At 70.3% G+C, this 26,589-nt stretch carries 24 protein-coding genes and 4 pseudogenes; 14 read left to right on the forward strand and 14 right to left on the reverse strand.

Translation table 11 applies throughout. The features are described 5' to 3' along the window. Window positions 1–110: 110 nt before the first annotated feature. Window positions 111–403, reverse strand: a pseudogene (locus ACGF2V_RS25265) (ABC transporter permease); the annotation flags it as partial. A gap of 222 nt (window positions 404–625) precedes the next feature. After that, window positions 626–1,579, reverse strand: coding sequence for an ATP-binding cassette domain-containing protein (locus ACGF2V_RS25270; protein WP_362709386.1), 954 nt, complete (start codon window positions 1,577–1,579; stop codon window positions 626–628). A gap of 180 nt (window positions 1,580–1,759) precedes the next feature. On the opposite strand from ACGF2V_RS25270, the gene ACGF2V_RS25275 reads away from it, so the two are divergent. Next, on the forward strand, window positions 1,760–2,395 hold the full coding sequence (locus ACGF2V_RS25275; RefSeq protein WP_362624898.1) for a GNAT family N-acetyltransferase: 636 nt from the start codon (window positions 1,760–1,762) through the stop codon (window positions 2,393–2,395). 23 nt (window positions 2,396–2,418) lie between these two features. Here ACGF2V_RS25275 and ACGF2V_RS25280 read toward each other — a convergent pair whose 3' ends face one another. From ACGF2V_RS25280 to ACGF2V_RS25310, 7 genes are all read right to left on the reverse strand, one after another. After that, window positions 2,419–4,152, reverse strand: coding sequence for a type VI secretion protein (locus ACGF2V_RS25280; RefSeq protein ID WP_362709389.1), 1,734 nt, complete (start codon window positions 4,150–4,152; stop codon window positions 2,419–2,421). 1 nt (window position 4,153) lies between these two features. Beyond that, complete coding sequence (locus ACGF2V_RS25285) at window positions 4,154–5,575, reverse strand: ATP-binding protein (protein ID WP_362624902.1); 1,422 nt, start codon at window positions 5,573–5,575, stop codon at window positions 4,154–4,156. Window positions 5,576–5,642: 67 nt separating this feature from the next. After that, complete coding sequence (locus ACGF2V_RS25290) at window positions 5,643–7,193, reverse strand: SCO6880 family protein (RefSeq protein WP_362709391.1); 1,551 nt, start codon at window positions 7,191–7,193, stop codon at window positions 5,643–5,645. Next, window positions 7,190–8,545, reverse strand: a complete 1,356-nt coding sequence (locus ACGF2V_RS25295) for a hypothetical protein (RefSeq protein ID WP_362624906.1) — start codon at window positions 8,543–8,545, stop codon at window positions 7,190–7,192. Before ACGF2V_RS25295 ends, ACGF2V_RS25290 begins: the two co-directional genes overlap by 4 nt. Window positions 8,546–8,921: 376 nt before the next feature. Further along, entirely contained in the window at window positions 8,922–9,788 is an 867-nt protein-coding gene (locus ACGF2V_RS25300) for a hypothetical protein (protein WP_362624907.1), read from the reverse strand. Between the two features lie 214 nt (window positions 9,789–10,002). Further along, entirely contained in the window at window positions 10,003–10,311 is a 309-nt protein-coding gene (locus ACGF2V_RS25305) for a hypothetical protein (RefSeq protein ID WP_018101695.1), read from the reverse strand. 313 nt (window positions 10,312–10,624) lie between these two features. Beyond that, on the reverse strand, window positions 10,625–11,251 hold the full coding sequence (locus ACGF2V_RS25310; protein WP_362624909.1) for a DUF402 domain-containing protein: 627 nt from the start codon (window positions 11,249–11,251) through the stop codon (window positions 10,625–10,627). 191 nt (window positions 11,252–11,442) lie between these two features. On the opposite strand from ACGF2V_RS25310, the pseudogene ACGF2V_RS25315 reads away from it, so the two are divergent. Beyond that, a pseudogene (locus tag ACGF2V_RS25315) lies at window positions 11,443–11,625 on the forward strand (nuclear transport factor 2 family protein); the annotation flags it as partial. A 19-nt stretch (window positions 11,626–11,644) separates the two neighbouring features. On the opposite strand, the gene ACGF2V_RS25320 reads toward ACGF2V_RS25315, so the two are convergent. Both ACGF2V_RS25320 and ACGF2V_RS25325 read right to left on the reverse strand, forming a co-directional pair. Beyond that, complete coding sequence (locus tag ACGF2V_RS25320; RefSeq protein WP_362709394.1) at window positions 11,645–11,944, reverse strand: DUF397 domain-containing protein; 300 nt, start codon at window positions 11,942–11,944, stop codon at window positions 11,645–11,647. 199 nt (window positions 11,945–12,143) lie between these two features. After that, window positions 12,144–12,995, reverse strand: coding sequence for a helix-turn-helix transcriptional regulator (locus tag ACGF2V_RS25325; RefSeq protein ID WP_362624912.1), 852 nt, complete (start codon window positions 12,993–12,995; stop codon window positions 12,144–12,146). A gap of 280 nt (window positions 12,996–13,275) precedes the next feature. Here ACGF2V_RS25325 and ACGF2V_RS25330 point away from each other — a divergent pair, with 280 nt between their 5' ends. The 8 genes and pseudogenes from ACGF2V_RS25330 to ACGF2V_RS25365 all read left to right on the forward strand — a co-directional run bounded on the left by ACGF2V_RS25330 (window position 13,276) and on the right by ACGF2V_RS25365 (window position 21,798). Next, the gene (locus ACGF2V_RS25330) at window positions 13,276–13,740 is read left to right on the forward strand and encodes an ATP-binding protein (RefSeq protein WP_362624914.1); all 465 of its coding nucleotides are present in this window, start codon (window positions 13,276–13,278) and stop codon (window positions 13,738–13,740) included. Window positions 13,741–13,971: 231 nt separating this feature from the next. Beyond that, on the forward strand, window positions 13,972–14,613 hold the full coding sequence (locus ACGF2V_RS25335) for a GNAT family protein (RefSeq protein WP_362624915.1): 642 nt from the start codon (window positions 13,972–13,974) through the stop codon (window positions 14,611–14,613). Between the two features lie 63 nt (window positions 14,614–14,676). Then, window positions 14,677–15,684: pseudogene (locus ACGF2V_RS25340) on the forward strand (alpha/beta hydrolase); the annotation flags it as partial. 92 nt (window positions 15,685–15,776) lie between these two features. Continuing rightward, window positions 15,777–15,989 (forward strand): annotated as a pseudogene (locus tag ACGF2V_RS25345) (hypothetical protein); the annotation flags it as partial. A gap of 286 nt (window positions 15,990–16,275) precedes the next feature. Then, window positions 16,276–18,621 carry an alpha/beta hydrolase gene (locus ACGF2V_RS25350; protein WP_362624917.1) on the forward strand — a complete coding sequence of 782 codons (2,346 nt, stop codon included), beginning with the start codon at window positions 16,276–16,278 and terminating at the stop codon, window positions 18,619–18,621. Continuing rightward, window positions 18,618–19,277 (forward strand): hypothetical protein, encoded by a 660-nt coding sequence (locus tag ACGF2V_RS25355; RefSeq protein ID WP_362709397.1) that lies wholly within the window; start codon window positions 18,618–18,620, stop codon window positions 19,275–19,277. Before ACGF2V_RS25350 ends, ACGF2V_RS25355 begins: the two co-directional genes overlap by 4 nt. Before the next feature lie 456 nt (window positions 19,278–19,733). After that, window positions 19,734–20,711, forward strand: coding sequence for an NlpC/P60 family protein (locus ACGF2V_RS25360; protein WP_389048324.1), 978 nt, complete (start codon window positions 19,734–19,736; stop codon window positions 20,709–20,711). Between the two features lie 355 nt (window positions 20,712–21,066). Beyond that, window positions 21,067–21,798, forward strand: a complete 732-nt coding sequence (locus tag ACGF2V_RS25365; RefSeq protein WP_362709400.1) for a phosphatase PAP2 family protein — start codon at window positions 21,067–21,069, stop codon at window positions 21,796–21,798. 91 nt (window positions 21,799–21,889) lie between these two features. Here the strand turns inward: ACGF2V_RS25365 and ACGF2V_RS25370 are convergent, their stop codons facing one another. Further along, on the reverse strand, window positions 21,890–22,012 hold the full coding sequence (locus ACGF2V_RS25370; protein WP_362709499.1) for a hypothetical protein: 123 nt from the start codon (window positions 22,010–22,012) through the stop codon (window positions 21,890–21,892). Between the two features lie 411 nt (window positions 22,013–22,423). After that, a complete protein-coding gene (locus tag ACGF2V_RS25375; protein ID WP_362624923.1) occupies window positions 22,424–22,612 on the reverse strand; it encodes a hypothetical protein in 189 nt (62 codons plus the stop codon). A gap of 132 nt (window positions 22,613–22,744) precedes the next feature. Between ACGF2V_RS25375 and ACGF2V_RS25380 the strand changes: the two genes are divergently transcribed. Both ACGF2V_RS25380 and ACGF2V_RS25385 read left to right on the forward strand, forming a co-directional pair. Beyond that, window positions 22,745–23,668 (forward strand): hypothetical protein, encoded by a 924-nt coding sequence (locus ACGF2V_RS25380; RefSeq protein WP_362709501.1) that lies wholly within the window; start codon window positions 22,745–22,747, stop codon window positions 23,666–23,668. Between the two features lie 270 nt (window positions 23,669–23,938). Then, window positions 23,939–24,133, forward strand: a complete 195-nt coding sequence (locus tag ACGF2V_RS25385; protein ID WP_362709403.1) for a hypothetical protein — start codon at window positions 23,939–23,941, stop codon at window positions 24,131–24,133. Window positions 24,134–24,193: 60 nt separating this feature from the next. Here ACGF2V_RS25385 and ACGF2V_RS25390 read toward each other — a convergent pair whose 3' ends face one another. After that, the gene (locus ACGF2V_RS25390) at window positions 24,194–24,616 is read right to left on the reverse strand and encodes a metal-sensitive transcriptional regulator (protein WP_362624927.1); all 423 of its coding nucleotides are present in this window, start codon (window positions 24,614–24,616) and stop codon (window positions 24,194–24,196) included. Window positions 24,617–24,817: 201 nt separating this feature from the next. Here ACGF2V_RS25390 and ACGF2V_RS25395 point away from each other — a divergent pair, with 201 nt between their 5' ends. Beyond that, window positions 24,818–25,438 carry a DUF47 family protein gene (locus ACGF2V_RS25395; protein ID WP_362624929.1) on the forward strand — a complete coding sequence of 207 codons (621 nt, stop codon included), beginning with the start codon at window positions 24,818–24,820 and terminating at the stop codon, window positions 25,436–25,438. 5 nt (window positions 25,439–25,443) lie between these two features. Beyond that, complete coding sequence (locus ACGF2V_RS25400; protein ID WP_362624931.1) at window positions 25,444–26,442, forward strand: inorganic phosphate transporter; 999 nt, start codon at window positions 25,444–25,446, stop codon at window positions 26,440–26,442. Window positions 26,443–26,589 lie beyond the last annotated feature (147 nt).

Here is a 26,589-nt window from a genome sequence, read left to right on the forward strand (position 1 = left end):
GGACCCTGTGGGAGAGTAGGTCGCCGCCGAACAGTTTTTGTGGGGAAGCCCCGCACCCTTGTGGTGCGGGGCTTTCTCGCGTTCACAACCATTTTTTTCCTTTCCCCCGGCACCGGGAGCCTGCGGGGTACGGCGGTCAGCGTGGTGCGGATCAGCCCGTCGAGTGCTCGCCTGCGGTCGCCAGGATGCCCAGCACCACCGTGCACAGTGTGCCGAGCAGCGAGCCGTACAGGACCAGGACCACTGTGTCGACATCGGAATCGCCGCCGCCGGAGGTGGACGTCGCTCCCATGACCATCCCGACCGCGAGGACCAGGGCGGACGCCGAGCCCGGGGTGATCCAGGAAGAGCGCAGGGACCGGAGCTTGTGCCACTCGGAACGCAGTACGCGCGCGGCGCTGATCCGGTACGGGGGAGCGCTCGGGTCCGAGTGCCGGACCGGCGGTCGAGGGCGGTGGTCATGCGGAAGCTCCCTTGGGTGTGGTGAGGCTGGAGGTAACAGCGGGGCTTGAGAGGTCGGTGGGTGTGGTGGGGCCTACAGGTCCCATGGGGTCTGCAGGCCCCGGTGGGGTCTACAGGCCCTATGGGGTCCATGGGCCCAGTGGGGCCTACGCGCCTTGTGGGCCTACGGGCGTGTGAGCTGTGGGGGCGCGGTGGGCTCCGGGGTGGCCGTCCGATACTCGACCGAACCGCGCGTCAGTTCCATGAACGCCTGCTCCAGGGAAGCGGTCCGGGGTGTGAGCTCGCACAGGGGAATGGCATGGGCGGCGGCGATGCGGCCGATGTGCCGTGCGTCCGCACCGCGGATCTCCAGCTCGTCGGGGGACGTGCCCGGTTTCGTGGAGAGGGCGATGTCGATGCCGGGGGTGGTGAGGGCCTTGCGCAGGGCGTGGGCCTGCGGGGTGACGACCCGGACCGAGGCGCCGCCGGCCGAGGACACGAAATCGGCGACCGAGGTATCGGCGAGGAGCCTGCCCCGACCGATGACGACGAGATGGTCGGCGGTGAGTGCAGTCTCGCTCATCAGGTGTGAGGAGACGAGGACCGTACGCCCCTCCCGCGCCAGGGATCTGAGCAGGTCGCGGATCCACAGCACACCCTCCGGGTCGAGGCCGTTGACCAGTTCGTCCAGGAGGAGGACGGCCGGGTCGCCGAGCGGCGCGGCGGCGATCCCCAGGCGTTGGCCCATGCCGAGCGAGAAGCCCTTGACGCGTCGGTGCGCGACGGCGCTCAGACCGGTCAGGTCGAGGACGTGTTCGACCCGGGCGCGCGGGACGCCGAGAGTGTGCGCGAGCGCCATGAGGTGGTGAAAGGCGGTCCGGCCAGGGTGGACGGAGCGGGCCTCCAAGAGCGCGCCGACCTCGGTGAGCGGTGCGGCATGGGCGGTGTAGGCCCGTCCGCCGATCGTCGATCGGCCGCGGGTGGGGGCGTCCAGGCCGAGCAGCACGCGCGTGGTCGTCGACTTACCGGCGCCGTTCGGGCCGAGGAAGCCGGTGACGGCGCCCGGCCGGACCCTGAAGTCGAGGTCCTGGACGACGGTGCCCCTGTACCTCTTCGTGAGTGCGTGAGCCCTGATCATGCGGGCGACGCTGCGGAGCGCGGCGGGCGGCGGCGTTTGACCCGGGGCGGGACGTGGCGGCGCGCGTAGTACCGGGGTACGACACGGGCGCGGGGGCCGGGACACGACGGACGGCTCGACACGGGTGCCGGGGGCGGAAAGTGGTTTGTGCTGGTCGGGCGGGTGGCGCAGGATCGGTGGATGGACCATGTGATTCGAGTCGTACGTGCCGAGGAATGGCCGCTGGTCAAGGAACTGCGGCTGGCCGCCCTGCGGGACCCGGTGGCGCCCGTGGCGTTTCTGGAGACGTACGAGCAGGGCGTGACCCGTTCCGACGCGTTCTGGCAGGACCGGGCGCTCGGCGCCTCCGAGGACGGGGACGGCGAGGTGCGGCAGTTCGTCGCCGTGGCGCCCGACGGACGGTGGGACGGCAGCGTGACGGTGCTGATCGAGCGGCCGGACGCGGAGGTCCGGTTCGGCGAGGTGGCCGACACTCCCCAGGCGCATGTCGTCGGGGTGTTCCTACGGCCCGAGGCGCGGGGCCGGGGCCTGGCCGAGGAACTGTTCCGGGCCGCGACGGACTGGGCCTGGTCGCTGGACGCGCCGCGGATCGAGCGGGTGCGGCTGTACGTGCACGAGGAAAACGCGCGGGCCGCGGCGTTCTACCGGCGGATCGGGTTCGTGCCCACCGGGCGGACGGAGCCCGTGCCGGGTGATCCGTCCGCCCGGGAGATCGAGTGCGCGGTGGCGCGTTCGGAGCAGCCACGCGAGGCCGGTGCGCGTTCGGTCGGCCACCGCCGCTCCGGGGCGGGCCGTCCGCTCGCCGAGGGCGCGTGAAGCCGGGCGCGGTGGCGTGAAGCTCAACGAGGGGGTGTGAGCTCCTGGGGCCAGCGGGCACGGGCCTGTTCCCGGGAACGGAGGAGGGCCAGCGTCCGCACCCCTGCGGCCTCGCCGGTCGACAGCAGCTCCGGGAGCCGGGGGAGGGGCGCCACCGCGGCGATGTCGTCGAGCACGAGCGTCATTGGTGGGTCGAGCCGACCGTCGGCTGACCGTGCGGCCAGGCGGCGGCCGTGCTCGACCACGTGTGAGGCGAGCGCCGTGAGCAGGGGCATCGCTCCGGGGCCCGAACGGGGATCCTCGATCGGCTCACCCACCACATAGAGAGTGCCCCCCTCGTCCACGAAGGATGCCAGCGCGAGCGAATCCGCCCGGTTCGGCGTGCAGGCGTCGCGGATGTGGACCGCGGCGAGTGCGCCGAAGCTACGTACGGTCAACTCCTGGGCCATCTCGCGGCGTTCGGGGTGTGCCGTGAGGGCGGACTCCAGCAGCCCGGCGAGTCCGGACGCCGCCTTGGGGTGGGTGCGCAGCAGCCGTACCGCGTCGTGGGCGCCGCCGCCGAGGGCCCAGCGGTGGACCTGGCGGAAGGGGCGGCCGTCGACGGCCGCGGCGTGCAGCCAGCACTTCAGGAGCGTCTCCGCGGTGTCGGCCGTCGCCGCGTCCATACGGGCCTGCGGCCGGACCGGGGCGAGCAGCGCGGCCGAGCGGGACGCGGCAGTGTCGGGATCCTCGCAGCCGGCCGTGGGCGACCAGTGCAGGCGGGCCGGGGTGTCGCAGAGGTGGCCGGGGTCGTAGACGAGGACCGGACCGAGCTTCGCCCGGGCATCCTTCGTCTCCGCCCAGACCGTGGGGTCCGAGGTGACCACGAGCGTGGGTCCGTCGGCCTCCTGGACCGCCCGGACGGCGGTGGGGCGGCGGGTGGCGGGCGGACCGTAGACGACGAGCGGGGCGCCGGGGGAGGCCGACGCGGGGGATCCGGGCGCCGTGTGCTCCGGGGGAGCGGTTTCCGCGAAGGGACCAGGGACCGGGCTGGCGCCGGAGACGGGGCGGGGCCCCGGAGCGGCGGGCGTCCTTGGAACCGGGGCGGTGGTGGCGGCCTCCGGAACGGGGTCCGGCACGGGAACGGCGTCCGGCACGGGCGCGGCGGCGGGCCGCGACGCGGGGCCGGCTTCCGGTGCGCGCTCGGTTTCCGGCGCGTGCTCGGGGGCGAGGGGCCGCGGGGCGGGCACCGCGTGCCCGGCCGCCGCGGCGGCCGCGTCCGTGCGCCTGCTCGTGCTCCTGTCCGTCCCGCCGTCCCCGTCCATGCCCGCGAGCCGTTCGGCGCGCCGCCGGGCCCGTACCACGCGCCAGCGGGTCACCACTCCCAGCACGAATACCGTGAGCACCACCAGAACCATCAGTTCGCCTATGAACAGGCCCCAGAACAGCCCGTACCCGGAGAGGGCGTCCGCCGGGGTCCCGGGCCAGGCGGCCGGGAGGTCGTGCGGCGCGGTGACGAGCCGGCGCATCGCCAGCGGGGTCTCGGCGAGGGTGACCCCTTCCGGCCAGGCGCCGTGCGCGAACAGACCGGCCAGGCCGGTGGCCGTCCACGCCAGGAGCGTCAGTCCGAGCAGGAACGCCAGCAGGCCGATCAGCAGCCCGTCCGAGACACCTCCGCCCCGGCCGTCCCGGCCGACTGCGCCGTAGTCGCCGATTCCGTTGCCGCCCCGGCTCCCGCCCCCGCCTCCCGTGCCGCGTACTCCGCCGTGCCCCGCCATGTCACGCCACCGTTGACTCGGACGACTCGTTCAGCAGCCGCTGCTGGTGCTCGATCCGTGCCGCGCGCTCCTCCGCCTCCAGGTCGGCGGCGCGCACGTCGTCCGGGACGCTCTCCTCGGAGGAGGACTCGGTCATCGCGCGGTCGGTGAAGACCAGGGGTCGTTCCGCCTCGGTGATCAGGTGTTTGACGACCTGGACATTGCCGTTGACGTCCCAGACAGCGATGCCGGGCGTGAGTGTCGGGATGATCTCGACGGCCCAGCGGGGCAGGCCGAGCACCCGTCCGGTCGCTCTTGCCTCGTCGGCCTTCTGGGCGTAGATCGTGCGGGTCGAGGCCATCTTGAGGATCGCCGCGGCCTCGCGGGCCGCCGCTCCGTCGACGACGTCGCTGAGGTGGTGGACGACCGCCACGAACGACAGCCCCAGCCGTCGCCCGAACTTCAGCAGGCGCTGGAAGAGCTGGGCGACGAAGGGCGAGTTGATGATGTGCCACGCCTCCTCGACCAGGAAGATGCGTTTCTTCCGGTCGGGCCGGATCCAGGTGTGCTCCAGCCAGACGCCGACGATCGCCATCAGGATCGGCATCGCGATCGAGTTCCGGTCGATGTGCGAGAGGTCGAAGACGATCAGTGGGGCGTCGAGGTCGATGCCGGCGCTGGTCGGCCCGTCGAACATGCCGCGCAGGTCACCGTCGACCAGCCGGTCCAGGACGAGCGCGACGTCCAGGCCCCAGGCCCGTACATCGTCTATGTCGACGTTCATCGCCTCGGCGGACCCGGGTTCCGGGTGCCGGAGCTGCTCGACGATGTCGGTCAGGACGGGCTGTCGGTCGGTGATCGCCTCGTTGACGTACGCATGGGCGACCTTCAGCGCGAAGCCGGACCGCTCGTCCAGCCCGTTCCCCGTCGCCACCTCGATGATGGTGCGGAGCAGGGCGAGCTGACCGGTCGTGGTGATCGCGGGGTCGAGCGGGTTGAGCCGGATGCCGCCGTTGAGCGCGGCGGTCGGGTCGAGGCGGATCGGGGTGAGGCCCAGCTGCTGCGCGATGAGGTTCCACTCGCCGACGCCGTCCTCGCCCTGCGCGTCCAGGACGACGACCTGGCGGTCGCGGAAGCGGAGCTGGCGGAGCACGTACGTCTTCTCCAGCGCGGACTTGCCGTTCCCGGACTCGCCGAGCACCAGCCAGTGCGGGGCGGGCAGCTGCTGCCCGTACAGCTGGAACGGGTCGTAGATGTAGCCCTTGCCGGAGTACACCTCGCGGCCGATGATCACGCCGGAGTCGCCGAGGCCGGGGGCCGCGGTGGGCAGGTAGACGGCCTGGGCCTGTCCCGTCGACGTTCGCACGGGCAGCCTCGTCGTCTCCACCTTCCCGAAGAGGAAGGCGGTGAAGGCGTCCGTCAGCGCGGACAGAGGATCTCGCATGGCGGGACCGGCCTCCCTCTCGTTTCTCTCGTGTCTCTCGGTCGTCTCGGCGGGGTCGGTCGCGCGGTCAGCGGCGGATGCCGGTGGCGAACGGCAGGGTGTTGACGAAGGCGCGGTGGTGCTCGCGGTCGCACCACTCCAGCTTGAGGTACGACTTGCCGGCGGAGGCGCGGATGGTCCGCTTGTCGCGGGCGAGGGCCTCGGGAGAGCGCGAGGACACGGTGATGTACCCGACGAGGTTCACCCCGGCCGCACCGCTCGCGAGGTCTTCGCCCCGCTGGTCGAGGCGGCCGTGCGCGGCGATGTCGCGCGGGTCGACGGTGCGGTTCATCTTGGCCTGACGGCTGGCTTCCGCTTCGTCGTTGGTCTTCTCGGTGAGCATCCGCTCGATGGCGATCTCGGTGGGTTCGAGGTCCATGCAGACCGCGACCGTGCGGATCACATCGGGCGTGTGGACGAGGAGCGGGGCCAGGAAGTTGACCCCGACGGGCGTCATCGGCCATTCCTTCACCCAGGCCGTGGAGTGGCACCAGGGCGCGCGGGTGGCCGACTCGCGGGTCTTGGCCTGGAGGAACGTCGGTTCGACCGCGTCCAGTTCGGCGGGCCAGGCGTTGCGCTTGGTCATCGCCTGGATGTGGTCGATGGGGTGGTCGGGGTCGTACATGGAGTGCACGAGGGAGGCGAGCCGGCTCTGGCCGAGCGGCTGGCGCACGCGGATGTCGGCCTCGGCGAGCCGGGCGCAGATGTCGGTCAGCTCGCGCGCCATGACGACGGCGAGGCCCGCGTCGCGGTCCAGTTTGCGGCCGGAGGCGGGGCGGGCCGCACGGGCCATGGCGTTGGCCTCGGCGGCGAGCTCGCGGGTGTAGTGCATGCAGGCCACGAGGTAGGCGCGGTGCTGCTCGCTGGACGTGGAGACCATGGACTGGAGCTGGTCGTACGAGTCCCGCAGCCAGGCCGGGGACGAGGCGTCGCCGCGCTGGGCGACGTCCTTGGCGTGCGCGTCGGGGTCGGCGGGGAGCGTACGGGCCAGCATCTGGATGCGGGTCACGAAGCCGTCCCCGTTGGCGACGTGCTTCAGCAGGGTGCCGAACCGGTCGACGAGCGCTTCCTGGTCCTCGCTGTCGCGCAGGCCGACGCCGGGGCCCTCGATCTCGATCGCGGCGGTGACGGTACGGCGGTCGGCGTGCAGCAGCACAGCGATCTCGTCCGGGCCGAAGGGGGCGGCGAGCCAGTTGATCCGGCCGATGCCGGGAGGTGGGCCGATCTCGACCTCCCGCCCGTCGGCGCGCACCCCGGCCTCCATGGCGCCGGAGCGGTAGGTCGCGCCGCGGCGCAGCAGGCGCTTGTGACTCCGTTTGATCTCGAACCACTTGTAGAACGTGCGGTGCCGGTACGGGACGTACACGATGGCCAGCGCGAGCAGCGGGAAGCCCGCCAGCAGCACGATCCGCGGGGCCAGGTAGGGGACGAGCAGACCGCTCATCATGCCGAGGAACGCCCCGGCGATGATCAGCGCGATCTCCCCGGTCTCGCGGTTCTTGCCGACGATCGCGTTCGGCCGGGCCCGGCCGATGAGATACGTGCGGCGGGGCGCGATCGTGTGGGCCGGAGTCGTCAACGCCCTCCACCTCCCGTGCTGTTGTTACCTGTACTGCTTGATCCGCCGCGCGGGGTGCGGCTGCCGTGCGGGGTGCCGGAGGCCGGGCCGGGGGCGCTGCGGGGCGGCGGCGCGGTGGGGGAACCGGTGCCGCGGGAGCCGTGCGCGGCGACGCCGCCGCTGACCGGGTTGGCGGGCCTGGACGCGGCGCCGTTGTCGCCGCCGTTCTGGCCGCCGCGGCCGCTGTGGGTCTTGATGCCCTGGGAGACGAGGGCGGCGGGCGAGCTGATCAGCGCGGCGGCCTGGGAGCCGTCGGTGGCCTGCTTGCGGTTGGTGCGCGCGCCCTGGATCTCGTCGCCGAAGCCGGGCACGAAGCGGTAGATCATCGCTGAGGCGAAGATCGCGAGCAGGATGATGGCGAGCCCGGAGACGACGGAGGAGAACGCGTTGGGCCCGTCGTCGCCGGAGAGGGCGCCGGCCAGTCCGAGGACGATGACGATGACCGGTTTGACCATGATCACCGCGACCATGATGCCCGCCCAGCGGCGTACGTGGCCCCACATGTTCTTGTCGACGAGCCCCGCGTAGACGACGGTGCCGAGGAGGGCGCCGACGTAGAGCAGGGCGGCGCGGATGACGAGTTCCAGGTAGAGGACGCCCGCGGCGAGGATCGAGACGAGCGAGACGACGATCAGCATGATCGGACCGCCGCCGATGTCGGAGCCCTTCTTGAGCGCCTCGGAGAACGACCCGAAGAAGACATCGGCCTTGTTTCCGGTGGCCGAGGCGATCACGTCGCTGACGCCGTCGGTGGCGGACACGATCACGTACAGGACGAGCGGGGTGAAGGCCGACGCGATGACGGTCAGCCAGAGGAAGCCGACGGCCTCGGAGATCGCGGTGGTGAGCGGGACACCGCGGATGGCGCGCTTGGCGACGGCGAACAGCCACAGGACGAGTGTGAGGACGGCGGAGGCGGCGAAGACGATCGCGTACTGCTGGCGGAAGGTCGGGTTGGTGAAGTCGACGTTCGCCGTCTCCTTCACGGCCTCGCTGAGCTTGTCGACGATCCACGCGGCGGCGTCGGCGCAGCCTCGGGCGAGGGAGGAGAGCGGGTCGATGGAGTCGTCGGCGGTGGAACGGGGGCTGGGCCCGGTGGTGGCCGCCTCGCCCTTCTCGCAGTAGTCCTTGGCGAGTCCGACGATGAGGTCGCAGGCGCCGTCGCTCGCGCTGGGCGAGGGCGTCGTCGACGGCTGGGGTGTGGACGACGGCGAGGGGTCCGCGGCGGCCGGTGAGGCCAGCAGGAGCGCCACGACCGGCAGAATCGCCGCCACCACCGGCAGACCGGCGAGGACCGTCAGGAGCGAGCGCATGCGCGGGCGTCGACCGTGGGCCGCCGCGGCGGTACGCGCACGGGGCCGTCGGCCGAGAGCCGTCAGGAGGGCGCCGGCGTGGGAACGTCGGCCGGGGACCGTCGCAGCGGCGCGCGCCGAGGGGCGACGAGAGGACCTGGTGCCGCCAACGGCAACGTTTGCCCCGTCGCGCCGCCCGGGACTTCCCAGAGCTCTCAGCTTCGTTCGAGCAGGGGAGACCCGATCGCTCGCGGCGTCGGCCACAAGCCCACGTAGCCCTTCCCCGAGCTCTCGACTTCGTTCGAGCAGGGGAGACCCCATCCGAGGGCTTCCGGCCGCCTTGCGACCGCACGCACCGGACGGCGCTTCTTCCGGGCAATCCTTGCCGGTCACGGCACTAGCGGGCATAGGTGAAGCCTCCGTATCCCTGAACGGCACTGGCGATCTCGTCCGCTGTCGAGGCCCGGTTGTCGCCGTTGACGGGCGTGGGGCCCTCCGTCTGGCTCGACGACTCGATCCGCCAGTCGCCGCCGACCCACTTGAGCTTCTGGGTGAGGGTGAACCACCGCGAGGTGACGGGCTTCGTGGAGTCCTGCCCGGCCATGCCGACGAGGCCCGTGCACCAGACCTCGACGGTGGCGGTGTCGCCGCTGTGCTCGACCACCTTCGTGCCCACGGGCATGGTCCGGGACACGAAGGTCAGGCCGGAGGGGGCCGTGCCGTCCGCGTTGAGACCGAGGTTCTCCAGCAGACCCGGCGAGTACGCCTTCGTCAGGTCGGCCAGCAGGCCCTCCACGACCGCGGGGTCGTGGGTGGCCTGGACGATGGCCCGGCGGGTGTCGGCGCTGAACATCCCGGCCGAGCCCAGCGCCACCGCGAAGTTGGACGCCGCGCTCTGCGCGCCCTGCTCGTCGTGGGCGAACCCGGTGGGGATCGAACCGTTCTTCCCCGTCACCGGCTTGGTGCCGGTGGCGGCGGTGGACGAGGAGTCGGGTCTGGCGCCCGCGCTCCCCGGGCCGCCGGCCTTGCCGTCCTTGCCGCCCCCGCCCAAGTTCGCGAACGCGATGGCGGCGATCAGGAGGACGACCACGCCGACGACCATGACGAGGGAGCGGGAGGAGCGGGCCGGGCGGCGGGCGGCGCCGTAGTCGTCGACCTCGCCGTCGGGCAGGCGCGTACGAGTCTGGCGCGTACCGCCGATGGTGCTGTACGGGTCGGCGCTGCGCGCCGGGACGCCGTAGCCGCGCTCGTCGCCGATGCTCATCTCTCGTACGCCCCCTCAGCCGTTTGCCCGGCCGCTTCCTGAACCGGGTGATACGACGGTAGCCGCACGGCTTTCCGCGCGGGTGCGGTGTGGTGACTCGACATCAGGGGGACGCAACCTCTGCCGGTGGGCACGACGGGCGGGTGGTGTAAGTGGGACGGACGGGAGGGGAGGGGTGGACGCAGGTGCGCCCCTGGCACGGGGTGACGGGCGGTCAGACCGCCATCCCGTAGACGATGGTGAACAACGTCCCCAGGGATCCGATGATGAACACACCGGTGAGCCCCGCGACGATCAGCCCCTTGCCCTGCTCCGCGCTGAACGTGTCGCGCAGTGCGGTGGCGCCGATGCGCTGCTTGGCCGCACCCCAGACCGCGATGCCGAGGCAGAGCAGGATGGCGATGGCCATCACCACTTCGATCATTACGCGGGCCTCGTTGCCCAGAGTCCCGAACGGCCCCCAGTTCGGGGCGATTCCGCCGATGATGGTGGTGATGTCGCCCTTTTCAGCTGCCAGGATCATGTAAGTCACCGCCCCTGTCGGGTAGTTCGATGCCCCTGCCACATGGCACGGGTCGCCCTCTATCTTCGCTGATGAAACTGCTTTCGTACGACGGCTTGACGGCTCTCTTTACCTGAATCCGTACATGTGACCGGTTCGACCATCTGACTGGCGGATCGAATCGGTGTATGAGTGAACACTCACAGTTACCCTGTTTATCACGGAGAGTGACCTTGGGCAATGATCGCCATCGCGCCACCCTGGCCGGAGTCCGGTGCGGACCTGGTGAGTTCCGGGTGTGGAGCCGCTCCGACCCTGGTCGGGAGGGGGCCGGTCAGAGCAGAGGGTGACGGGCGACGAAGGGTCGGGGAGGTGTCGTCCAGGTCGGCGGTGGCTGGAAATCGCACCAGGTCCCGTCGAAGGGAAACATTCCGGTCTCGGCGAGTCGAGCGACCGTGCGGCCCTCCTCCCGGATGGCCGCCGCCTCGTCGGCGGTCCAGTAAGCGGGGTGCCCGGTCTTCTCGGCGAAGGACCGCTCGTCCTTCCAACGCCAGCTCCGGTCCGGCGCCACGTCGATGTCGAGTTCGTGGTCGGCGACGTCGATGTCGGCACCGTGGTGGACCCGGCGCTCCAGGTTCACGTACCAGCCACGGAACTTTCGACGACGGCCGAAGAGCCAGAGCACCGAGTACCCGGCACCGGCCGGCTGGTGGAAGAGCGCGCTGCCCATCGGCCACCGGTCGGCGACCAGCGGGTATCCCCCGGCCGGGCGTTCATGCGGCGCGATGTCCCGCAGATGCCTCCCGCGCGGGAGCCTCGTACGCCACATCGGCGTGCCGGTCTCCATCCACACCAGCTGACCGCTGTCGTCGCGTTCGACGAGGCGCACGGGCACCGAGGAGCTCAGGTGGCCGCCGATGAAGAAGTTCCAGTGAAGTATCCGGCCCGGGGCATCGTCCATGCCGTTGATCGTGCCCACGACGCGGAGCGCGGACACGTGGAGCGGGTGAGTGGCGCGGGCGCGGGAGGGAACGTGGCGCGAGGACACGTGGCGCGACGGCCGGGCGGGGCTCGATCGCGGCATGCGTCCCATGCAGCCCATGCAGCCCGCTCGTGCAGCCCGTGTGTTCCATATGATTACCGCGGGGGTAACTCGGCGAGATCCGCCAGACCGCCCGCTCGACCGGGCGCGCGTATCGGGCCCGGTTCGCCCTGCACCTCACGGTCGAGAACGGTCTCGTCGTCCGGCACCACGTCTACGAGGACAGCCTGGCCGTCGCCCGCGCGTTCGAAGAGGCCGACGCCGTCGATGTCCCCGACGCCGAGGGCTCGTAGCGGACCGGACGCAGGTGGCTCAGGGCCGGACGGAGGTGCCTTCGTCGTCGGCGGTCTCGATGTCCTCGCAGATGTCCGCATCGGTGTCCGTGTCGGAGTCCACGTCCTCGATGAAGTGGTCGAACTCCCCGGCCTGGACGCCCTTGGTGAAGGCGTCCCATTTGACGCGTGTGGTGGTGACGATGTTGGCGGGGTCACCGGTCTCGCGGAGATGAACGAGTTCGTCCGGGCCGAAGGCGACCTCGATCCAGGGGCCGGGTCCCTCGTCGTCCTCGGGGGCGGCGCGGATCCAGGTCAGGTCGGCGGGGGTGTCGGCCATGGGCGGGATTCTCCTCGATGGTGCGTACGAAGGCTGTCGTGGGCGCCGTGCGCCGGGCCGTGCGCCGGGCCGTGCCTGAGAGGTCGCTGCTCTCCGCAGGACGGACCGCGCCGGAGCGGGGGCGGCGGCGACGTGGATACGAGGACTCCTGCCACAGGCGGTTCGGCGACCGCTGCGGGCGCTCGGCAACGGGTTCCTTTTACAGGCTCTGGGCGATGGTGTCCACCAGGTCGCGCGACTCGGCGGCGCTCAGTGCGAGGGACTCCAAGCGGTCCAGTACCTGCCGATACTTGTGCAGGTGGGCCTCCGCGTCCAGAAGGGCCATGCCGTGCGCCTGGTCCAGCTGCACGGTGTCCAGCTGCGACACGGAGCCGTGGACGTAGTGGACCGGGTGACCGGTCCCCGGATATCCGCCGGCCCGGAACGGGATCACCCGGATCGTGACGTGATCACGCTCGCTCATGGCCAGCAGATGCGCCAGCTGCTGCCTGGCCACGGCCGGACCGCCGAACCGCATGTGCAGGGCGGCCTCGTGGACGACCGCCCGGTAGGGCGCCGGATCCTCGCGGAACACAACTCCTTGACGCTTGATCCGGAACGACAGGTGGTGCTCGATCTCCGGAGGTGTGAGAGCGGGGACGACCTGGCGGAAGACCTCGCGGGCGTGGTCCGTGGTCTGGAGCAGGCCGGGCAGACCGGAGATGTCGGCGGTGCGCAGCGCGATTCCGTGGTGTTCGAGTTCCGCCAGGTCCAGCAGTTCCGTGGGGAGGATCCCCCGGTACTCCTCCCACCAGCCCCGTTTCCGGTCGCCCGTCATGGCGGCCAGCGCGTTGACCAGCGCCTCGTCGGGGCAGTGGTAATGGCAGGACAGCGTACGTACCCGCTCGGCGCTCACGCCGTAGCGGCCGGCTTCGATATTGCTGATGCGCGCCTGGTTGCCCCCGAGCAGCCGCGCGGCCTCGGTCGCGGTGATCCCGGCGCGTTCGCGCAGTTTGCGGAGCTCGGCCCCCAGCCGTCTGCGGCGGGCCGTCGGTGTGGTGCTGGGCGGCATCACTCACTCCCCGTCTTGGTCACCCACACGAGCGTATCTGTTACGTAATCCATGAATTTCATGGAATGTATTCCGCTTTTGGCTCTAGTGTGTGACGCAGGCCACCGGTCCGGAAGTACCCCGCTCGACGGAGCGGCCTCGTCACCGGACAACCCGAAGCGCATCTTCCGACTTCCCTCCGTGAACGGAGACTTCCATGGTCAGTGCCACGGTATCCCCGCCCTGGACATACACCCTTCAACTTCCGCGAGATCCTCGCGCTCCCGGCGTGGTCCGAGCGATGCTTCGCACCGCGCTGCGCCTGCACGGCATGCCCGAACTCGTCGAGAATGCTGAACTGTTGGCGAGCGAGCTGGTTACGAACGCGCACCTGCACTCGACGGGCCCGTACTCGTTGCGCCTGCGTGAGGCCGGGTGTGGCCGGGTCCGGCTGGGCGTCCGCGACACCAGTCCGCACATTCCCGCACCGTTCCGGTGGAGCGCCGCGACCCCGACGGAAATGGCCGAACGGGGACGCGGGCTCTATCTGGTGACGCTCTACGCGGAGAGCTGGGGAGCGGTTCCCTTGTATGGCCGCGGTGGACGGCCGGAACGCGCCCTGCAGGAGACGGAGTTACCGGACAAAAACCGGCCGGGACGGGCAGGGAAACTGCTCTGGGTGGAGTGTGCGGCCAAAGGAGAGGAAGAAACGGGAGGTGTGGCAGATGTGGAGGTGGAGCGTGAGGCCACATCGGGTCCGGGGTGAGAGGACGGGGCGGGAAAGGCGTCGTGGCCGCGCGTTCGGACAGGTAGAAAGAGCGCCATGAGTTCCGACGCGCCCTCCTACGAACCGCCGCACCTCGTGTCACCGGCCGACAAACCACTGCCCCTTGTATCGCCGGTCTCCGTACCGCTGGCCTCTGTGCCGTCGGCCTCCGTACCGCTGGCCTCTGTGCCGTCGGCCTCCGTGCCTCCGGTCCCCATGCCATCGGCCTCCGTGCCTCCGGTCGCTGGGCAGAGCCCCGTCGAGGAGCGGGCTTTCATCCGTACCACGCTCGACCTGGGAGACATACTGCTGCGCCCATGGACCCGGCAGGACATCGAGCACGAGGTGGTGCTGGACGGCTTGGTGGCGGCTGCCGCCGACCCGTTGATCGCTTTGTGGAACCCGTTCAAGGCAGCCGACCGCGCCGAGGCCGCCAGCTGGCTGGAGGGCCGCATGGACGCCTGGGAGCGAGGAAACGCGGCCTCCTTCGCCGTGTTGGCCTCCGCCGACGGCACCCTGCTGGGCAATGTCGCGGTGCGCTGGGTCGACCGCGCGGACGGCCTGGCGATGACCGGGTACTGGGTGCTGCCGGAGGCGCGCGGCCGGAGCGTGGCCACCAGGGTGACCAGCGCGGTGACGAGTTGGGCCTTCAAGACGGCCGACGCCCGCCGCATCGAGATCGCCCACGCAGTCGGGAACGAGGCGTCGTGCCGTGTCGCTGACCGCAGCGGATACCTTCCGGAGGGCACATTGCGCGAGTCCTTCCGCTTCGGCGACGGCAGATACCACGACGAACACCTGCATGCCCGCCTGGCCACGGACCCGGAGCCGGACCCGGAGCCGACGGAGTCTGCGGACGAGGCGAAGGGCTGAGGTTCCCCGTACCCCCGACTGTCCCGGCTGCCCGGCCGCCCGGCTGGCCCGGCTCTCCTGACTGTCCCCTCGGTGCGGGACGCGGCGAACCGGGACAACCTGCGGTTGTTGATGGGCAAGTTGGAGGGGCGGGACGACGCGAAGTCCGAGTCGCAACTGGCGGGATTGAGGGAGATCGACCGGCAGTTGAGGGAAGGGGGAACGCCTGGTGAGCCTCCAATGTTCCTGCTGGGGATCGGTGACGAGGGGAACGGGCGGGCGATCGTCGCGTTCGGGAACCCTGATGCTGCCAGGCATGTATCGGCGTATGTCCCTGGACTGAATACCTCACTGGACGAAGACTTCGCGAAGGATGACCTCAAGCGGGCTCGTGACACTGCCATTGGTGCACGCATTCACGATCGTTCGAGTGCGTCGATCGTGTGGCTTGGATATGACGCGCCGCAGACCCCAGACGGTTTGAGCAGTCTGGACGTTATGAGCAGCGAGAAGGCGGATAAGGGAGGGCGGGCTTTCCGTGGGTTCATGAACGGCCTGTCTGTGACCAACGAGAACGAGGCCCCTCATCTGACCGCCATTGGGCATTCATACGGGTCGCGCACGGTGGGCGCCGCCGCGCAACTGGGCGGGGCGATCCCGGGGGTCGATGACATCGTCCTCGTCGGCAGCCCCGGAGTGGGTGTCGATCACGCGGACGAGTTGGGGGTCGGGCAGGACCACGTGTTCGTGGGGGCTGCCGAGCACGATGTGGTAACCAAGCTCCCATCAAAGCGGCAGAGCTCCGTAGCTTTGGGACCGATTGCAGCGGGGCCAGTGGTTGCCTGCGTAGCGGGAGATGTCGCGGATCAAGGCGACGACGACCTCTGGTTCGGCAAAGATCCGACAAGTGAGGAATTCGGCGCCAGGCGCTTTCAGGTCGACGAGGGGCCGAGGGTCGTCGACGGTAGTGGAATTTCCTTGGACGCGCACTCCCGCTACTTTGACCCAAGTCGCGATGCCGTTTCCGCGAACAATATTGCCTTGGTGGTGGCAGGGCATGCAGACAAGCTGAAGCCGGATGAGTACAGGTGAGGCGCTGGATCAGGAGCGCAGAGACGGTGCTTTTCCTCTCAGTTCTGCTCGCTGCGTGCAGTGGCGGTGCTGGTCAGTCGAACGGGAGAGATCCCGCGATCTTTGCCCAAACGCGTGACGGTTTTGGAGTCAGCCTGATCGTGGGGGGTGAGGGTCAGGCGTTCTTCGAGGTCGACACCCCGTGCGTGCGGGAATCCGAGGTCGCTGCCCCCGTCACCCCGCCCAATGGCCCAAGCTACGCCGACGCCGAGATCATTCCCCGCCCCAACGTCCGCTCCGATTTCTGGTCCGTCGGGCCGTCCTGACGGGTGACGCGTCCTCAATGCCCCGTATCCGGGCGGTCGGTGGCGGTACGGGGGAAGCTGATCACCTGGGTTTTTGAGCCTGGCATTGGGCCCTGGGGCCCATGCCGCGCCCTGTAGTGCTGTGGTCGCATAACGGTACCGGGGGGAACTGTCGCTGCGCCCACTCACAAAGCTGGGGAGACTCGCCGTGTCTGGCATACGAGAATTAGCGGTACCGGGTGGCGCCGGCATCGGTGCCGCCCAAGTTCCTCCGGGTAGACAGCCGTTGTCGCGCCCCTTGCAGGCGGTGCTGGTTCTCGTACGGCTTCTCTTCGCGGTCACGGTCATCGGTGTGATCGACGCGCTCGTCGTGGCGTCGTCCGTCGACGCGGTGGACGGGCGGCTGTTGGGCATGCTCGTGTACGCGGCGCTGCCGGGCGTCGTCGGGTTCGTGCTGTCGCTGTACGTGCGGACCGGGGGCGTCTGGATCCGGCGCGGGCTGCTCGCCGTGCACATCTGGCTCACCCTCGGTGCGGTCGCGACCCTGAAGGACGGAACCGCGGGGCAGGGCCTGGCGCAGGTGGTGCTGCCGGTCGTCGTCATCGTCCTGCTCTGCCGGGCCGGTTCGCGCGAGTGGTTCCGGCTGCGGCCCGAACAGCGCGTGCAGTACAGCTCGTTCAGCGTCGCGCGGATGCTGAAGTGGCGTCGCGGCGACGCCGGGCAGACGGCGATGGAGTACCTGGGCATGATCCTCGTGGTCGTGGCCCTCATCGGGGCGCTCGTGGCCACGGGAATCGGCGCGCAGCTGACCGGGCAGATCCAGAACGCCATCTGCCAGCTCACCGGGAGCGCGTGCGCTCCGGACGTCGACGTGGAGGCCGGCAAGGGCTCGGGCGCGACCAGCGGCGGGGGATCCGGCTCGTCGGGCGGCTCGGGCTCCGAAGGTGCGACCGTGACCGGCGGTACCGGCAGCGGCGGGGCGGACACGTCCGGTGGCGCCGACTCGGGCGGTTCGGCCGCGTCCGGCGGATCCGACGCGTCCGGCGGCACGGGCTCCTCGGGCGGTTCCGGCGGCTCCGAGGGCAAGGGCGGCACCGAAGGCTCCGGTGGGACCCAGGGCTCCGGTGGGACCCAGGGCTCCGGTGGCTCCGGCGAATCGGCCGACGGCGATTCTTCTTCGCCGGTTGACGCGGGTAGACAAGGCGGTTCTTCGGGTTCCTCCGGCTCCTCGGGATCTTCGGACGGTGGCTTCCTCGACGGCGTCGTCGGCGACGGCGGCCTGCGAGGCGACGTCTCCGGGGTCGTCGACGCGGTCTTCCGCCCCGGCGAGACGGCCAAGGGCATTGCCGACCAGTACGGCCAGGCGGCGCAGCGCGCGCGCGACAAGTGGGACAAGGGGCAGTACATCCCTGCCGCCTGGGAGATGGCCAAGGCGTCCGGCGGGGGCGGCGGCGCGGTGGCCGGACTGCCCGGCTCCGGGCCCCGAGTCGAGGCGGCGGTACAGGGCGCGAGGCGCGATTACCTCAACGACCGCATCCCGTACAACGCCTCCGCGGCCGATCGCAAGAAGTGGTGGGACGGGCTGACGCAGCAGCAGCGCGACCAGTACCTCGATCTGTCCTCGGACAAGATCGGCTACCTGGACGGCATTCCGGCGGCGGACCGGGACAAGGCCAACCGCAAGAACCTTCCCGAGCTGATCTCGAAGCTGGAGGGCAAGACCGACTCGAAGTCCAAGGAACAGCTGGCCGGTCTGCGGGAGATCCAGCGTCAGCTCAACGAGGGCAGCCAGCCGCCGATGTACCTGCTCGGCATCAGCGACGAGGGCAACGGGAGGGCCATCGTCTCGTACGGGAACCCCGACACGTCGAAGCACGTGTCGGCCTACGTCCCGGGCCTGAACACCTCACTGGACGAGGACTTCGCCAAGTCCGGTCTCAAGCGCGCCCGCGACACGGCGATCGGCGCCCAGGGCTACGACTCGTCGACCGCGGCGATCGTCTGGCTCGGCTACGACGCGCCGCAGTCGCCGGACGGACTGCAGAGCCTGGCCGTCGCCGGCACCAGCAGGGCGGAGAAGGGCGGTGCCGCGTACAACGACTTCATGTCGGGCATCTCGGCCACGAACCAGAACGCGGACCCGCACATCACCGCCATCGGTCACTCGTACGGTTCCCGCGCCGTGGGTGCCGCGACGCAGCGCCCGGGTGGTATCCCGGGGGTCGACGACATCATCCTGGTCGGCAGTCCGGGGGTCGGCGTCGACCGCGCCGTGGACCTCGGCGTCGGCGCCGGGCACGTCTTCGTCGGCGCTGCCGAGAACGACCCGGTCACCCATCTCCCGTCCAAGAAACAGGTGATCGTGGGTACGGTGGGGATGATCCTGGGAGGCCCGGCCGGCGCGTACGTCGCGGGCGACCTGGCCGACAAGGGCGACGACGACCTCTGGTTCGGCAAGGACCCGGCGAGCAAGGCGTTCGGGGCCAAGCGGTTCCCGGTGGCCCCGGGGACGCCGTTCGTCAGTACCGGTGGTGTGAGCTTCGACGCGCACTCCAACTACTTCGATCCGGTACGGGACGCCATGTCGGCGGACAGCATCGCGCTGATCGTGTCCGGCAACTCCGACAGGCTCAAGATGGAGGAACAGCGATGAAGCGAAGGTTCCGGTTCGTCGCGGTGGCGCTGGCAGTCGGCTTCGCGCTGACGGGCTGCGGCAACGAGCAAGCGCGACCGGGCGGCAAGAGCCCGGGCAGTTCCGCCGAGAACAACATGAGCACCAAGGGCACCGGCGGCGCCGCGGGCAACGGGAACACCCAGGAGACCGACGGCGTCCGGCGCGCCAAGAGGAACGACATGAACATGCAGGAGGCCGCGGAACGGTCCGACGGCTTGCTCGACTCCGTGCTCGGGGCGCTCGACCCCGAGGTGCAGTGGGCGCACGGCCCGACGACCACCGGCACCTGCGACGTGACCCGCAGGCGCACCGTGATGACCATCGTGTCGGCGGAACGCCGCCAGAGCTTCCTGGACCAGGTCGAGAGCTACTGGCGGGAGAACGGCTACCGCATCAAGGGCAGGAACAAGGACGAGGTCTTCCCGGCGGTCTACGCGCAGTCGAAGGACGGCTTCGGGATCAGCGTGAGCGTCCGCGGCAAGGGCCAGGTCTTCTTCGAGGCGGACAGCCCCTGCGTGAAGGAGTCGAAGGTCGCCGAGTCCACGTCCGAGCCGAACGGACCGGCCTACAAGGGGGTCTTCCCGCTTCCGCGCCCCAACGTGCGGTCCGAGTACTGGTCGAGCGGCACGGCCTGATGCGGTGTCGGCACGGCGTGGTTCGTGCCGACGCGTGGGAATGCCGGATCGGCGCGCTCTGAACTCCGTTCAGGGCGCGCCGATCGCCGTTCGGCGCACACCGATCCGGTTCGATCCCGACGCGCCGATCCGGTTCGATCCCGACGCACACCGGTCGTCGGCCGCGCGGCGCCGCCAGTCTGCTCGTCTCGCGGTTCGGGGCGTGCCGGTCGCCGATCAGCGCACGCGGATTCCGGGGCGGCGCGCCGTGCGCCCCGTCGGCGGGTCGGTGCGCCCCACGGGTCGGCTGGTGCGCCCCCCGCGTCACCCGGTGTGCGGGAACGACTCGTGAACGACCTCGGTGACCCGCTTGATTCGTACACACCCGCGAAAGTGGCCATGAAAACCGCCCCGATGGGGGATGGTTGAGGCGTGCGAAAATACTGGGTGATCGGTGGGATCGGCGTCGGCACGGCCATGAGCTTCGTGGCCCTGCTCGTTGTCGGTACGTATTCCGCCGCCGCCGGACTCGCGAGTTCCGGCAGGAGCGGGGCGGTCGGGCTGGCGAAGGGCGCGGTGCCCGCGAAGTACCAGGGTCTGGTGCAGAAGTGGGGCAACCTCTGTCCCGCCATCAACCCGGCCCTCCTGGCAGCCCAGCTGTACCAGGAGAGCGGGTGGAACCCCCGGGCCGAGAGTCCGGCGGCCGCCCAGGGGATCGCGCAGTTCATCCCGGGCACCTGGGCCGGGCACGGCATCGACGGGAACGGCGACGGCAGACGTGACGTATGGGATCCCGAGGACGCCATTCCGTCCGCCGCCTCGTACGACTGCGAGCTGGCCGGGTACGTGAAGAAGGTGCCCGGCGACCAGACGGACAACATGCTCGCCGCTTACAACGCCGGGGCGTATCGGGTGATCCGCTCCGGCGGGGTCCCGAACATTGCGGAGACGAAGAACTACGTCACCATCATCCGCTCGCTGGAGAAGAGCTTCGCCCGGCCGGTGGGGCGGGTACGGCCCTCGGAGCAGGCGGCCGGGGCCATCCACTTCGCCCAGAACAAGCTCGGTACGCCGTATCTGTGGGGCGGTAACGGCACGCCGGAGCAGGGCGGACGGTTCGACTGTTCGGGGCTGACCCAGGCCGCGTTCCGCACGGTGGGGATCGACCTGCCCCGGGTGGCGAACGACCAGTACAACGCCGGACCGCACCCCTCGCGCGACGAACTGCTCCCCGGCGACCTGGTGTTCTTCTCGGACGACCTGACCAACTCGCGGGCCATTCGGCACGTGGGGCTGTACGTGGGAGGGGGATACATGATCAACGCGCCGTACACCGGGGCGGTGATCCGGTTCGACAAGATCGACACTCCCGATTACTTCGGCGCGACCCGCGTGACGAAGGACGGGGCCGCGGCCCTCCCGACCGACCTGCCGGGCGACCGTCCGGAAGCCTGACGCGGCGGACGGCGGTGGCCGGAACTCTCCGTAAAGCTCAGGCCCTGAGCTGCGACGATGAGTCACTCTTCGATAACGTCGTAGTGATCATTCGGTGGAGAGTGGAACGCGCGCACGGGCCGCGTCGTTCCCTGGGTGGACTGGACGGCCCGGGTGGACCGGGCGGACCTGGCGGGCCGTGGAAGGCGACGCGCCGAGCGCGCGACGCCGACCCGACAGGCCCTCGCGGCCGGGTCCGTGTGGACAGGTCCTCACGGGCAGCACAGCCACGCGGTGATCGAACCAACACGGGGGTTCGTCAGGGCGGTGCACGGGTGTGCCCCGCGTCAGCAGACAAGACAAGGGGCCGCGGCAGATGGCTGGACTCGCACTGGATGGGTCGAACCCCGATGTCGGCCTGCTCTACGAGATCAACGGGCTGGCGAAGGACGCCCCCGCCTGGTTCGACCGGATCATGGAGTTCGTGGGCGAGTACGGGATCATGCTCGGCATGGTCCTGGTGGTCCTGTGGTGCTGGTGGAGCGTGCGTCGGCGCGGAACGGCCGAGGACTCGGTGACGGCGGTCGCCGGGATCGTCTGGGCGCCGCTCGCCGCCGGGATCGCACTGCTCGTCAACATCCCGATCCGCGGATTCGTGGAACGGCAGCGTCCGTTCCGGGAGCACGCGGGGCTGGAGGTCCTCGTGGAGGGGAAGAACGACTTCTCCTTCGTGAGCGATCACGCCACGATGGCGATGGCCCTGGCCGTCGGGCTCTTCTTGGTCAACCGGAAGTTCGGTATCGTCGCGATCGGACTGGCCCTCCTGGAGGGCTTCTGTCGGGTCTACATGGGTGTCCACTACCCGACCGATGTCGTCGGCGGACTGGCGCTCGGCACGGCGGTGGCCCTGCTGCTCTCCCCGCTCGCGATGCTGCTGCTGACGCCGTTGACGGCTGCCGTCTCCCGTTCGGACCGCTTCGGACGGCTTGTCAGGTCGCGCCGTTCGTCGGCGGGGACGAGGCCCGGTGCCCGGACGGGGACGATCGGTATTACCGAGCCGCGCCCGGGGGCGGTCTGCGCGGACGGCGAGAAGGGCCTGGCAGCGTAGGCAACGTCCTCGCTCCGAACGGCCGTCGTCCGGCTGGATCCGGGCCGAAGCGCCGCTCCGGCCGGTTGCCTTGCGACGATGTGGCGGAGCGTCAGGGGACACGGAACCAGAGGGCCTGCGGGAACGACAACAGGCGCTCGGGGGCGTACCGCTTCTTCAGGTCCGCCAGGCGCTCGGGGGCCGTGCCGTAGGAGACCCGGCGCCAGTCGCCCAGCGGCGGATCCGTGCAGTTCCGGTACGCCGCCCCGGACGCGTACCAGCAGCATCGCTGCGTGGGTGTTTTTCAGCCGTCCTGCTGTTCCCTGCCCGCCGTGCCGTGCTCCCAGGCGCCGATGTCCTGGGCCGGTACGCGTGAACGGCGGTGGGCGAACGCCGTGGCCTGAGCGGGCGGCCCCGTTGATCGCGCCGCCGAACGCGGCCACCGTGACGGTCGGGCCGACCCCGCCCGGACCGGCGGCCAGGTGCAGCGAGGACCAGGTCTCGTCGGGCTGCGACGGCTCCCACTCCTGCCACGCAGTGACGGCGGAACGGGCCCGCGGCCAGGGCCAGGACATGGAGGCGGTGACGGCCTGCGGGACTGGGCCGGTGCGGGACGTCGGCTCCGTGACCACGCCGAAGTTGCCGGTCAGGGCGACACGCGGTGCTCCGCGGCGTCTGTTCGGGCCCGGTCGCGGGAGCGGCGGGCCGGGCCCGACCATCCGCAGGCGCAGCGGGCGGTGCAGAACGAGCCGCGCTCCACGGTCGTGGGTTCGTGTCCGCAGGACGCGGCGGCGGGGACGGTCGGAGGGACCTCGGCGGCGTGTTGGACGTACACCCGTCCACCGTACTGCGCGCCGCCAGTCGGCGGTGTGGCGTTCGGGGACGGCGTGACGGGGGACACGGGCTGTCGTTATCCGGAACGGATGGGGGCTTGGGCAAGTGGTACGGCGTTGGGGGCTGGCAGGCGATGGTGGTGCAGCGGCACAGGTCCGGAGGCGGGGCGCGCGCTGTCTGCGCCCTCGCCGTGGTGGGTGTGATGGCGGCGACCGCCGGATGCGGGGGCCGCGAGGGCGGCGGCGACAGCGCCGTGGCCGACGAGCGGGGCGGGGCCGACTGGCCGGACGCGGTCCGCCGCGCGGCCGAGGTGCTCGGCGGGACGGTGTCCGGTAGTGGAACGGGGGCGGTGTCCGGGGCCGCTTCGCGCCTCGGCACCGGGCGCGGGGACGTCGTGGGAAGCGCTCGGGTGCGTACGTCGATGCAGACCGTGGTGGGCGGGACGCGGGTGACGATCGGGGGCCGCGGGACGTACGACTTCCGCAGGCGCACCGGTCGGCTGGAGGTCGAGCTGCCCGAGGACGCCGCCGGAGCGGGCGAGGACCGCCCCCTCACCGAACTGCTGGTCCCCGGCGCGCTGTACATGATGAACCGCGGTGCCGGGGTGCCCGCGGACAAGTGGGTCAGGGTCGACACGACGACGCTGGCGGACGGCAATCTGGTCACCGGCGGGGTGACCGACCCCATGGTCGCGGCCGAACTGCTGCGCGGGGCAAGGCAGGTGACGTATGTGGAGAAGACGGTGCTCGCCGGGGTGAGCGTGCGGCACTACCGGGGAGTCCTGGACATCGGGCGGGCGGCCCGCGAGGCGTCGCCGCAATCGCGTGGGGCGCTGGTCGCGGCGACGGAAGGATTTCGCACCCGCACCGTGCCGTTCGACGCGTATCTGGACGAACTGGGGAGGCTGCGCAAGGTGCGCCACCGGTTCAGCTTCGCCAACGAGGGGCCGGCGGTGGAGGTGACGTCGACGACGTCGCTGTCCGATTTCGGGGTGCCCGTCTCTGTGCGGCTGCCGGACGACCGCGACATCTACACCGGGAAGATCGAGCAGCGGTAGGCGGCGCGGAACCGCGTCGGCATGGCGGCGCGGAACGGCGTCGGCATGGCGGTGCGGAACGGCGGCGGCAGGTCGGCATGGCGACACGGGCTCGTCGGCCGGGGCGTGCATCGGCATGCGGGCCGGGGTGGCGCAGACGGGGTGCGGAAGGGCCGGGTGGGCCAGATCTAGGCAGGCCGGCCGAGCAGAAATGGTCCGTCCGTGCCATGGGCGGCGCGTGCCGCGCTCCCTACGCTGGGAAGTCGGCCACGGCAGGGAGAGGTGAGTGACGTGGTGACGTTCGGCACACGGACCGAATCCGACCATGTGGCTCTCGCCGAGATCGAGCTCTGCGGCGAGCTGATGATCGCAGCGTCGGCCGCGATCGGGGAACGGCTCAGCTCCGCCCGCATCGACGAGGTGCTGAACGTGGCGGTGATCGCCGAGCGGGCCACCGCACCCCGACCCGGCGACCATCAGGCGTGACCTGCAACCGCCCGGTGTGATCGGTGATCGCCCGGCCGGCGGCGGGGCCGGGCCCCGCCGTCAGGTGCGGAGCAGGCGGGCGATGGCCTTGGTGGCCTCCTCGACCTTGGCGTCCACCTCGTCGCCCCCCTTGAGCGCGGCGTCCGCGACGCAGTGCCGCAGGTGCTCCTCCAGCAGTTGGAGTGCGAAGGACTGGAGGGCCTTCGTGGACGCCGAGACCTGGGTGAGTATGTCGATGCAGTAGACGTCCTCGTCGACCATGCGCTGCAGGCCCCGGATCTGGCCCTCGATCCGGCGCAGCCGTTTGAGGTGCTCGGCCTTCTGGTGGTGGTACCCGTGGATGCCCCGGTCGTGGTCGGTGACGACCGGCTCGCCCGCCCCGGCGGTGGCCGAACCGGGCGCCGGGTCGGGGTCGGTCACGGCACCCGAGGTCGTGGCATCCGCCGTGACATCGGCGTCCGTGGTGGTCCCGGTGGTGGTCATGGCTGCCTCCCGTATTCCCTTTGCTACTGCCGTTCATATACCCCTGGTGGGTATATCTTAACGAATTCTGCCGAAACGTGACCGGGGGCCCGTGCTGATCTGCGTCCCCCATGCGGGACACTGAAGAACGCCGGTTAGCCGTGGCCGGATGATGCGCCTAGCATCAGCCTGACCGAATCCAAAGCACCCCGAGGACCCCACGTGCGCTTTCGTCTGACCCCCAGGGAGACGAGCTTCTACGACATGTTCTCCGCCTCCGCGGACAACATCGTCACGGGCTCGAAACTCCTGATGGAAATGCTGGGGGCGGACCCTGCCTCCCGAGCCGAGATCGCGGAGCGCATGCGGGCAGCGGAGCACGCGGGGGATGATGCCACCCACGCGATCTTCCACCAGCTGAACTCCTCTTTCATCACGCCGTTCGACCGTGAGGACATCTACAGCCTCGCTTCGTCGCTCGACGACATCATGGACTTCATGGAGGAGGCCGTCGACCTGGTCGTGCTGTACCAGATCGACGAACTCCCCAAGGGCATCGCGCAGCAGATCGAGGTGCTGGCCCGCGCGGCCGAGCTGACCGCCGAGGCGATGCCCGGTCTGCGGACCATGGACAATCTCACCGAGTACTGGATCGAGGTCAATCGTCTGGAGAACCAGGCCGACCAGATCCACCGCAAACTGCTCGCCCATCTCTTCAACGGCAAGTACGACGCCATTGAGGTGCTGAAGCTCAAGCAGATCGTGGACGTACTGGAAGAGGCGGCCGACGCGTTCGAGCACGTCGCCAATACCGTGGAGACCATCGCGGTCAAGGAGTCCTGAACCACGTGGACACCTTTGCGCTGATCGTGACCATCGGGGTCGCGCTCGGTTTTACGTATACGAACGGCTTCCACGACTCGGCGAACGCCATCGCCACGTCCGTCTCCACCCGCGCGCTCACTCCGCGTGCCGCGCTGGCGATGGCGGCGGTGATGAATCTCGCGGGCGCGTTTCTCGGCAGCGGTGTCGCCAAAACCGTCAGTGAGGGTCTGATCGCGACGCCCGAAGGCGACAAGGGGATGGGAATCCTCTTCGCAGCTCTCGTCGGCGCCATCATATGGAACCTGATCACCTGGTATTTCGGGCTGCCGTCCTCGTCCTCGCACGCGTTGTTCGGCGGCATGGTCGGCGCGGCGCTCGCCGGCGGGACGATGGTCCACTGGGACGGGGTGATCGACAAGGTCGTCATCCCGATGTTCCTTTCGCCCCTCATAGGTCTGGTCGTCGGCTATCTGGTGATGGTCGTGATCATGTGGATCTTCCGTAAGGTCAACCCGCACAAGGCCAAGCGCGGCTTCCGGATAGCCCAGACGGTCTCGGCGGCGGGCATGGCACTCGGCCATGGTCTCCAGGACGCGCAGAAGACCATGGGCGTCGTGGTGATGGCCCTGGTCATCGCGGACATCGAGAACCCGGAGGACCCGATTCCGGTCTGGGTGAAGGTGGTCTGCGCGCTGATGCTGTCGCTGGGCACGTACGCGGGCGGCTGGCGCATCATGCGCACGCTGGGCCGGAAGATCATCGAGCTGGATCCGCCACAGGGTTTCGCGGCGGAGACGACCGGCGCGTCGATCATGTTCGGCTCGGCGTTCCTGTTCCACGCGCCGATCTCCACCACGCATGTGATCACCTCCGCGATCATGGGCGTGGGCGCCACGAAGCGGGTGAACGCGGTGCGCTGGGGCGTCGCCAAGAACATCATCCTCGGCTGGTTCATCACCATGCCGGCCGCGGCACTGGTCGCCGCCGCCAGCTACGGGGTCGTGCTGCTGCTCTTCGGCTGACGGGCGGCCTCGAGGGCCGCCGGTAGGAACCGGTACGAAAGTCGGGTCCGCCCCGCTGCCCCGTGAGGGGAGCGGGGCGGACCCTTTGCCTTACGGGTGGCACCGCCATGCAGCACCCAAAGGCCATCCTTGGGGCCGACCCGAGGA

This window comes from Streptomyces sp. NPDC047982 (genome assembly GCF_043204165.1).
Taxonomy (GTDB): domain Bacteria; phylum Actinomycetota; class Actinomycetes; order Streptomycetales; family Streptomycetaceae; genus Streptomyces.

What these genes read in the sequence shown, in the direction of transcription:
- ACGF2V_RS25300 (WP_362624907.1), bottom strand. Translation starts at nt 9,788, where the DNA reads ATGAGCATCGGCGACGAGCGCGGCTACGGCGTCCCGGCGCGCAGCGCC.
- ACGF2V_RS25295 (WP_362624906.1), bottom strand. Translation starts at nt 8,545, where the DNA reads ATGCGCTCGCTCCTGACGGTCCTCGCCGGTCTGCCGGTGGTGGCGGCG.
- ACGF2V_RS25270 (WP_362709386.1), bottom strand. Translation starts at nt 1,579, where the DNA reads ATGATCAGGGCTCACGCACTCACGAAGAGGTACAGGGGCACCGTCGTC.
- ACGF2V_RS25380 (WP_362709501.1), top strand. Translation starts at nt 22,745, where the DNA reads ATGGTGGTGCAGCGGCACAGGTCCGGAGGCGGGGCGCGCGCTGTCTGC.
- ACGF2V_RS25275 (WP_362624898.1), top strand. Translation starts at nt 1,760, where the DNA reads ATGGACCATGTGATTCGAGTCGTACGTGCCGAGGAATGGCCGCTGGTC.
- ACGF2V_RS25355 (WP_362709397.1), top strand. Translation starts at nt 18,618, where the DNA reads ATGAAGCGAAGGTTCCGGTTCGTCGCGGTGGCGCTGGCAGTCGGCTTC.
- ACGF2V_RS25360 (WP_389048324.1), top strand. Translation starts at nt 19,734, where the DNA reads ATGAGCTTCGTGGCCCTGCTCGTTGTCGGTACGTATTCCGCCGCCGCC.
- ACGF2V_RS25365 (WP_362709400.1), top strand. Translation starts at nt 21,067, where the DNA reads ATGGCTGGACTCGCACTGGATGGGTCGAACCCCGATGTCGGCCTGCTC.
- ACGF2V_RS25330 (WP_362624914.1), top strand. Translation starts at nt 13,276, where the DNA reads ATGCTTCGCACCGCGCTGCGCCTGCACGGCATGCCCGAACTCGTCGAG.
- ACGF2V_RS25280 (WP_362709389.1), bottom strand. Translation starts at nt 4,152, where the DNA reads ATGGCGGGGCACGGCGGAGTACGCGGCACGGGAGGCGGGGGCGGGAGC.
- ACGF2V_RS25305 (WP_018101695.1), bottom strand. Translation starts at nt 10,311, where the DNA reads ATGATCCTGGCAGCTGAAAAGGGCGACATCACCACCATCATCGGCGGA.
- ACGF2V_RS25390 (WP_362624927.1), bottom strand. Translation starts at nt 24,616, where the DNA reads ATGACCACCACCGGGACCACCACGGACGCCGATGTCACGGCGGATGCC.
- ACGF2V_RS25285 (WP_362624902.1), bottom strand. Translation starts at nt 5,575, where the DNA reads ATGCGAGATCCTCTGTCCGCGCTGACGGACGCCTTCACCGCCTTCCTC.
- ACGF2V_RS25325 (WP_362624912.1), bottom strand. Translation starts at nt 12,995, where the DNA reads ATGCCGCCCAGCACCACACCGACGGCCCGCCGCAGACGGCTGGGGGCC.
- ACGF2V_RS25310 (WP_362624909.1), bottom strand. Translation starts at nt 11,251, where the DNA reads ATGGACGATGCCCCGGGCCGGATACTTCACTGGAACTTCTTCATCGGC.
- ACGF2V_RS25320 (WP_362709394.1), bottom strand. Translation starts at nt 11,944, where the DNA reads ATGGCCGACACCCCCGCCGACCTGACCTGGATCCGCGCCGCCCCCGAG.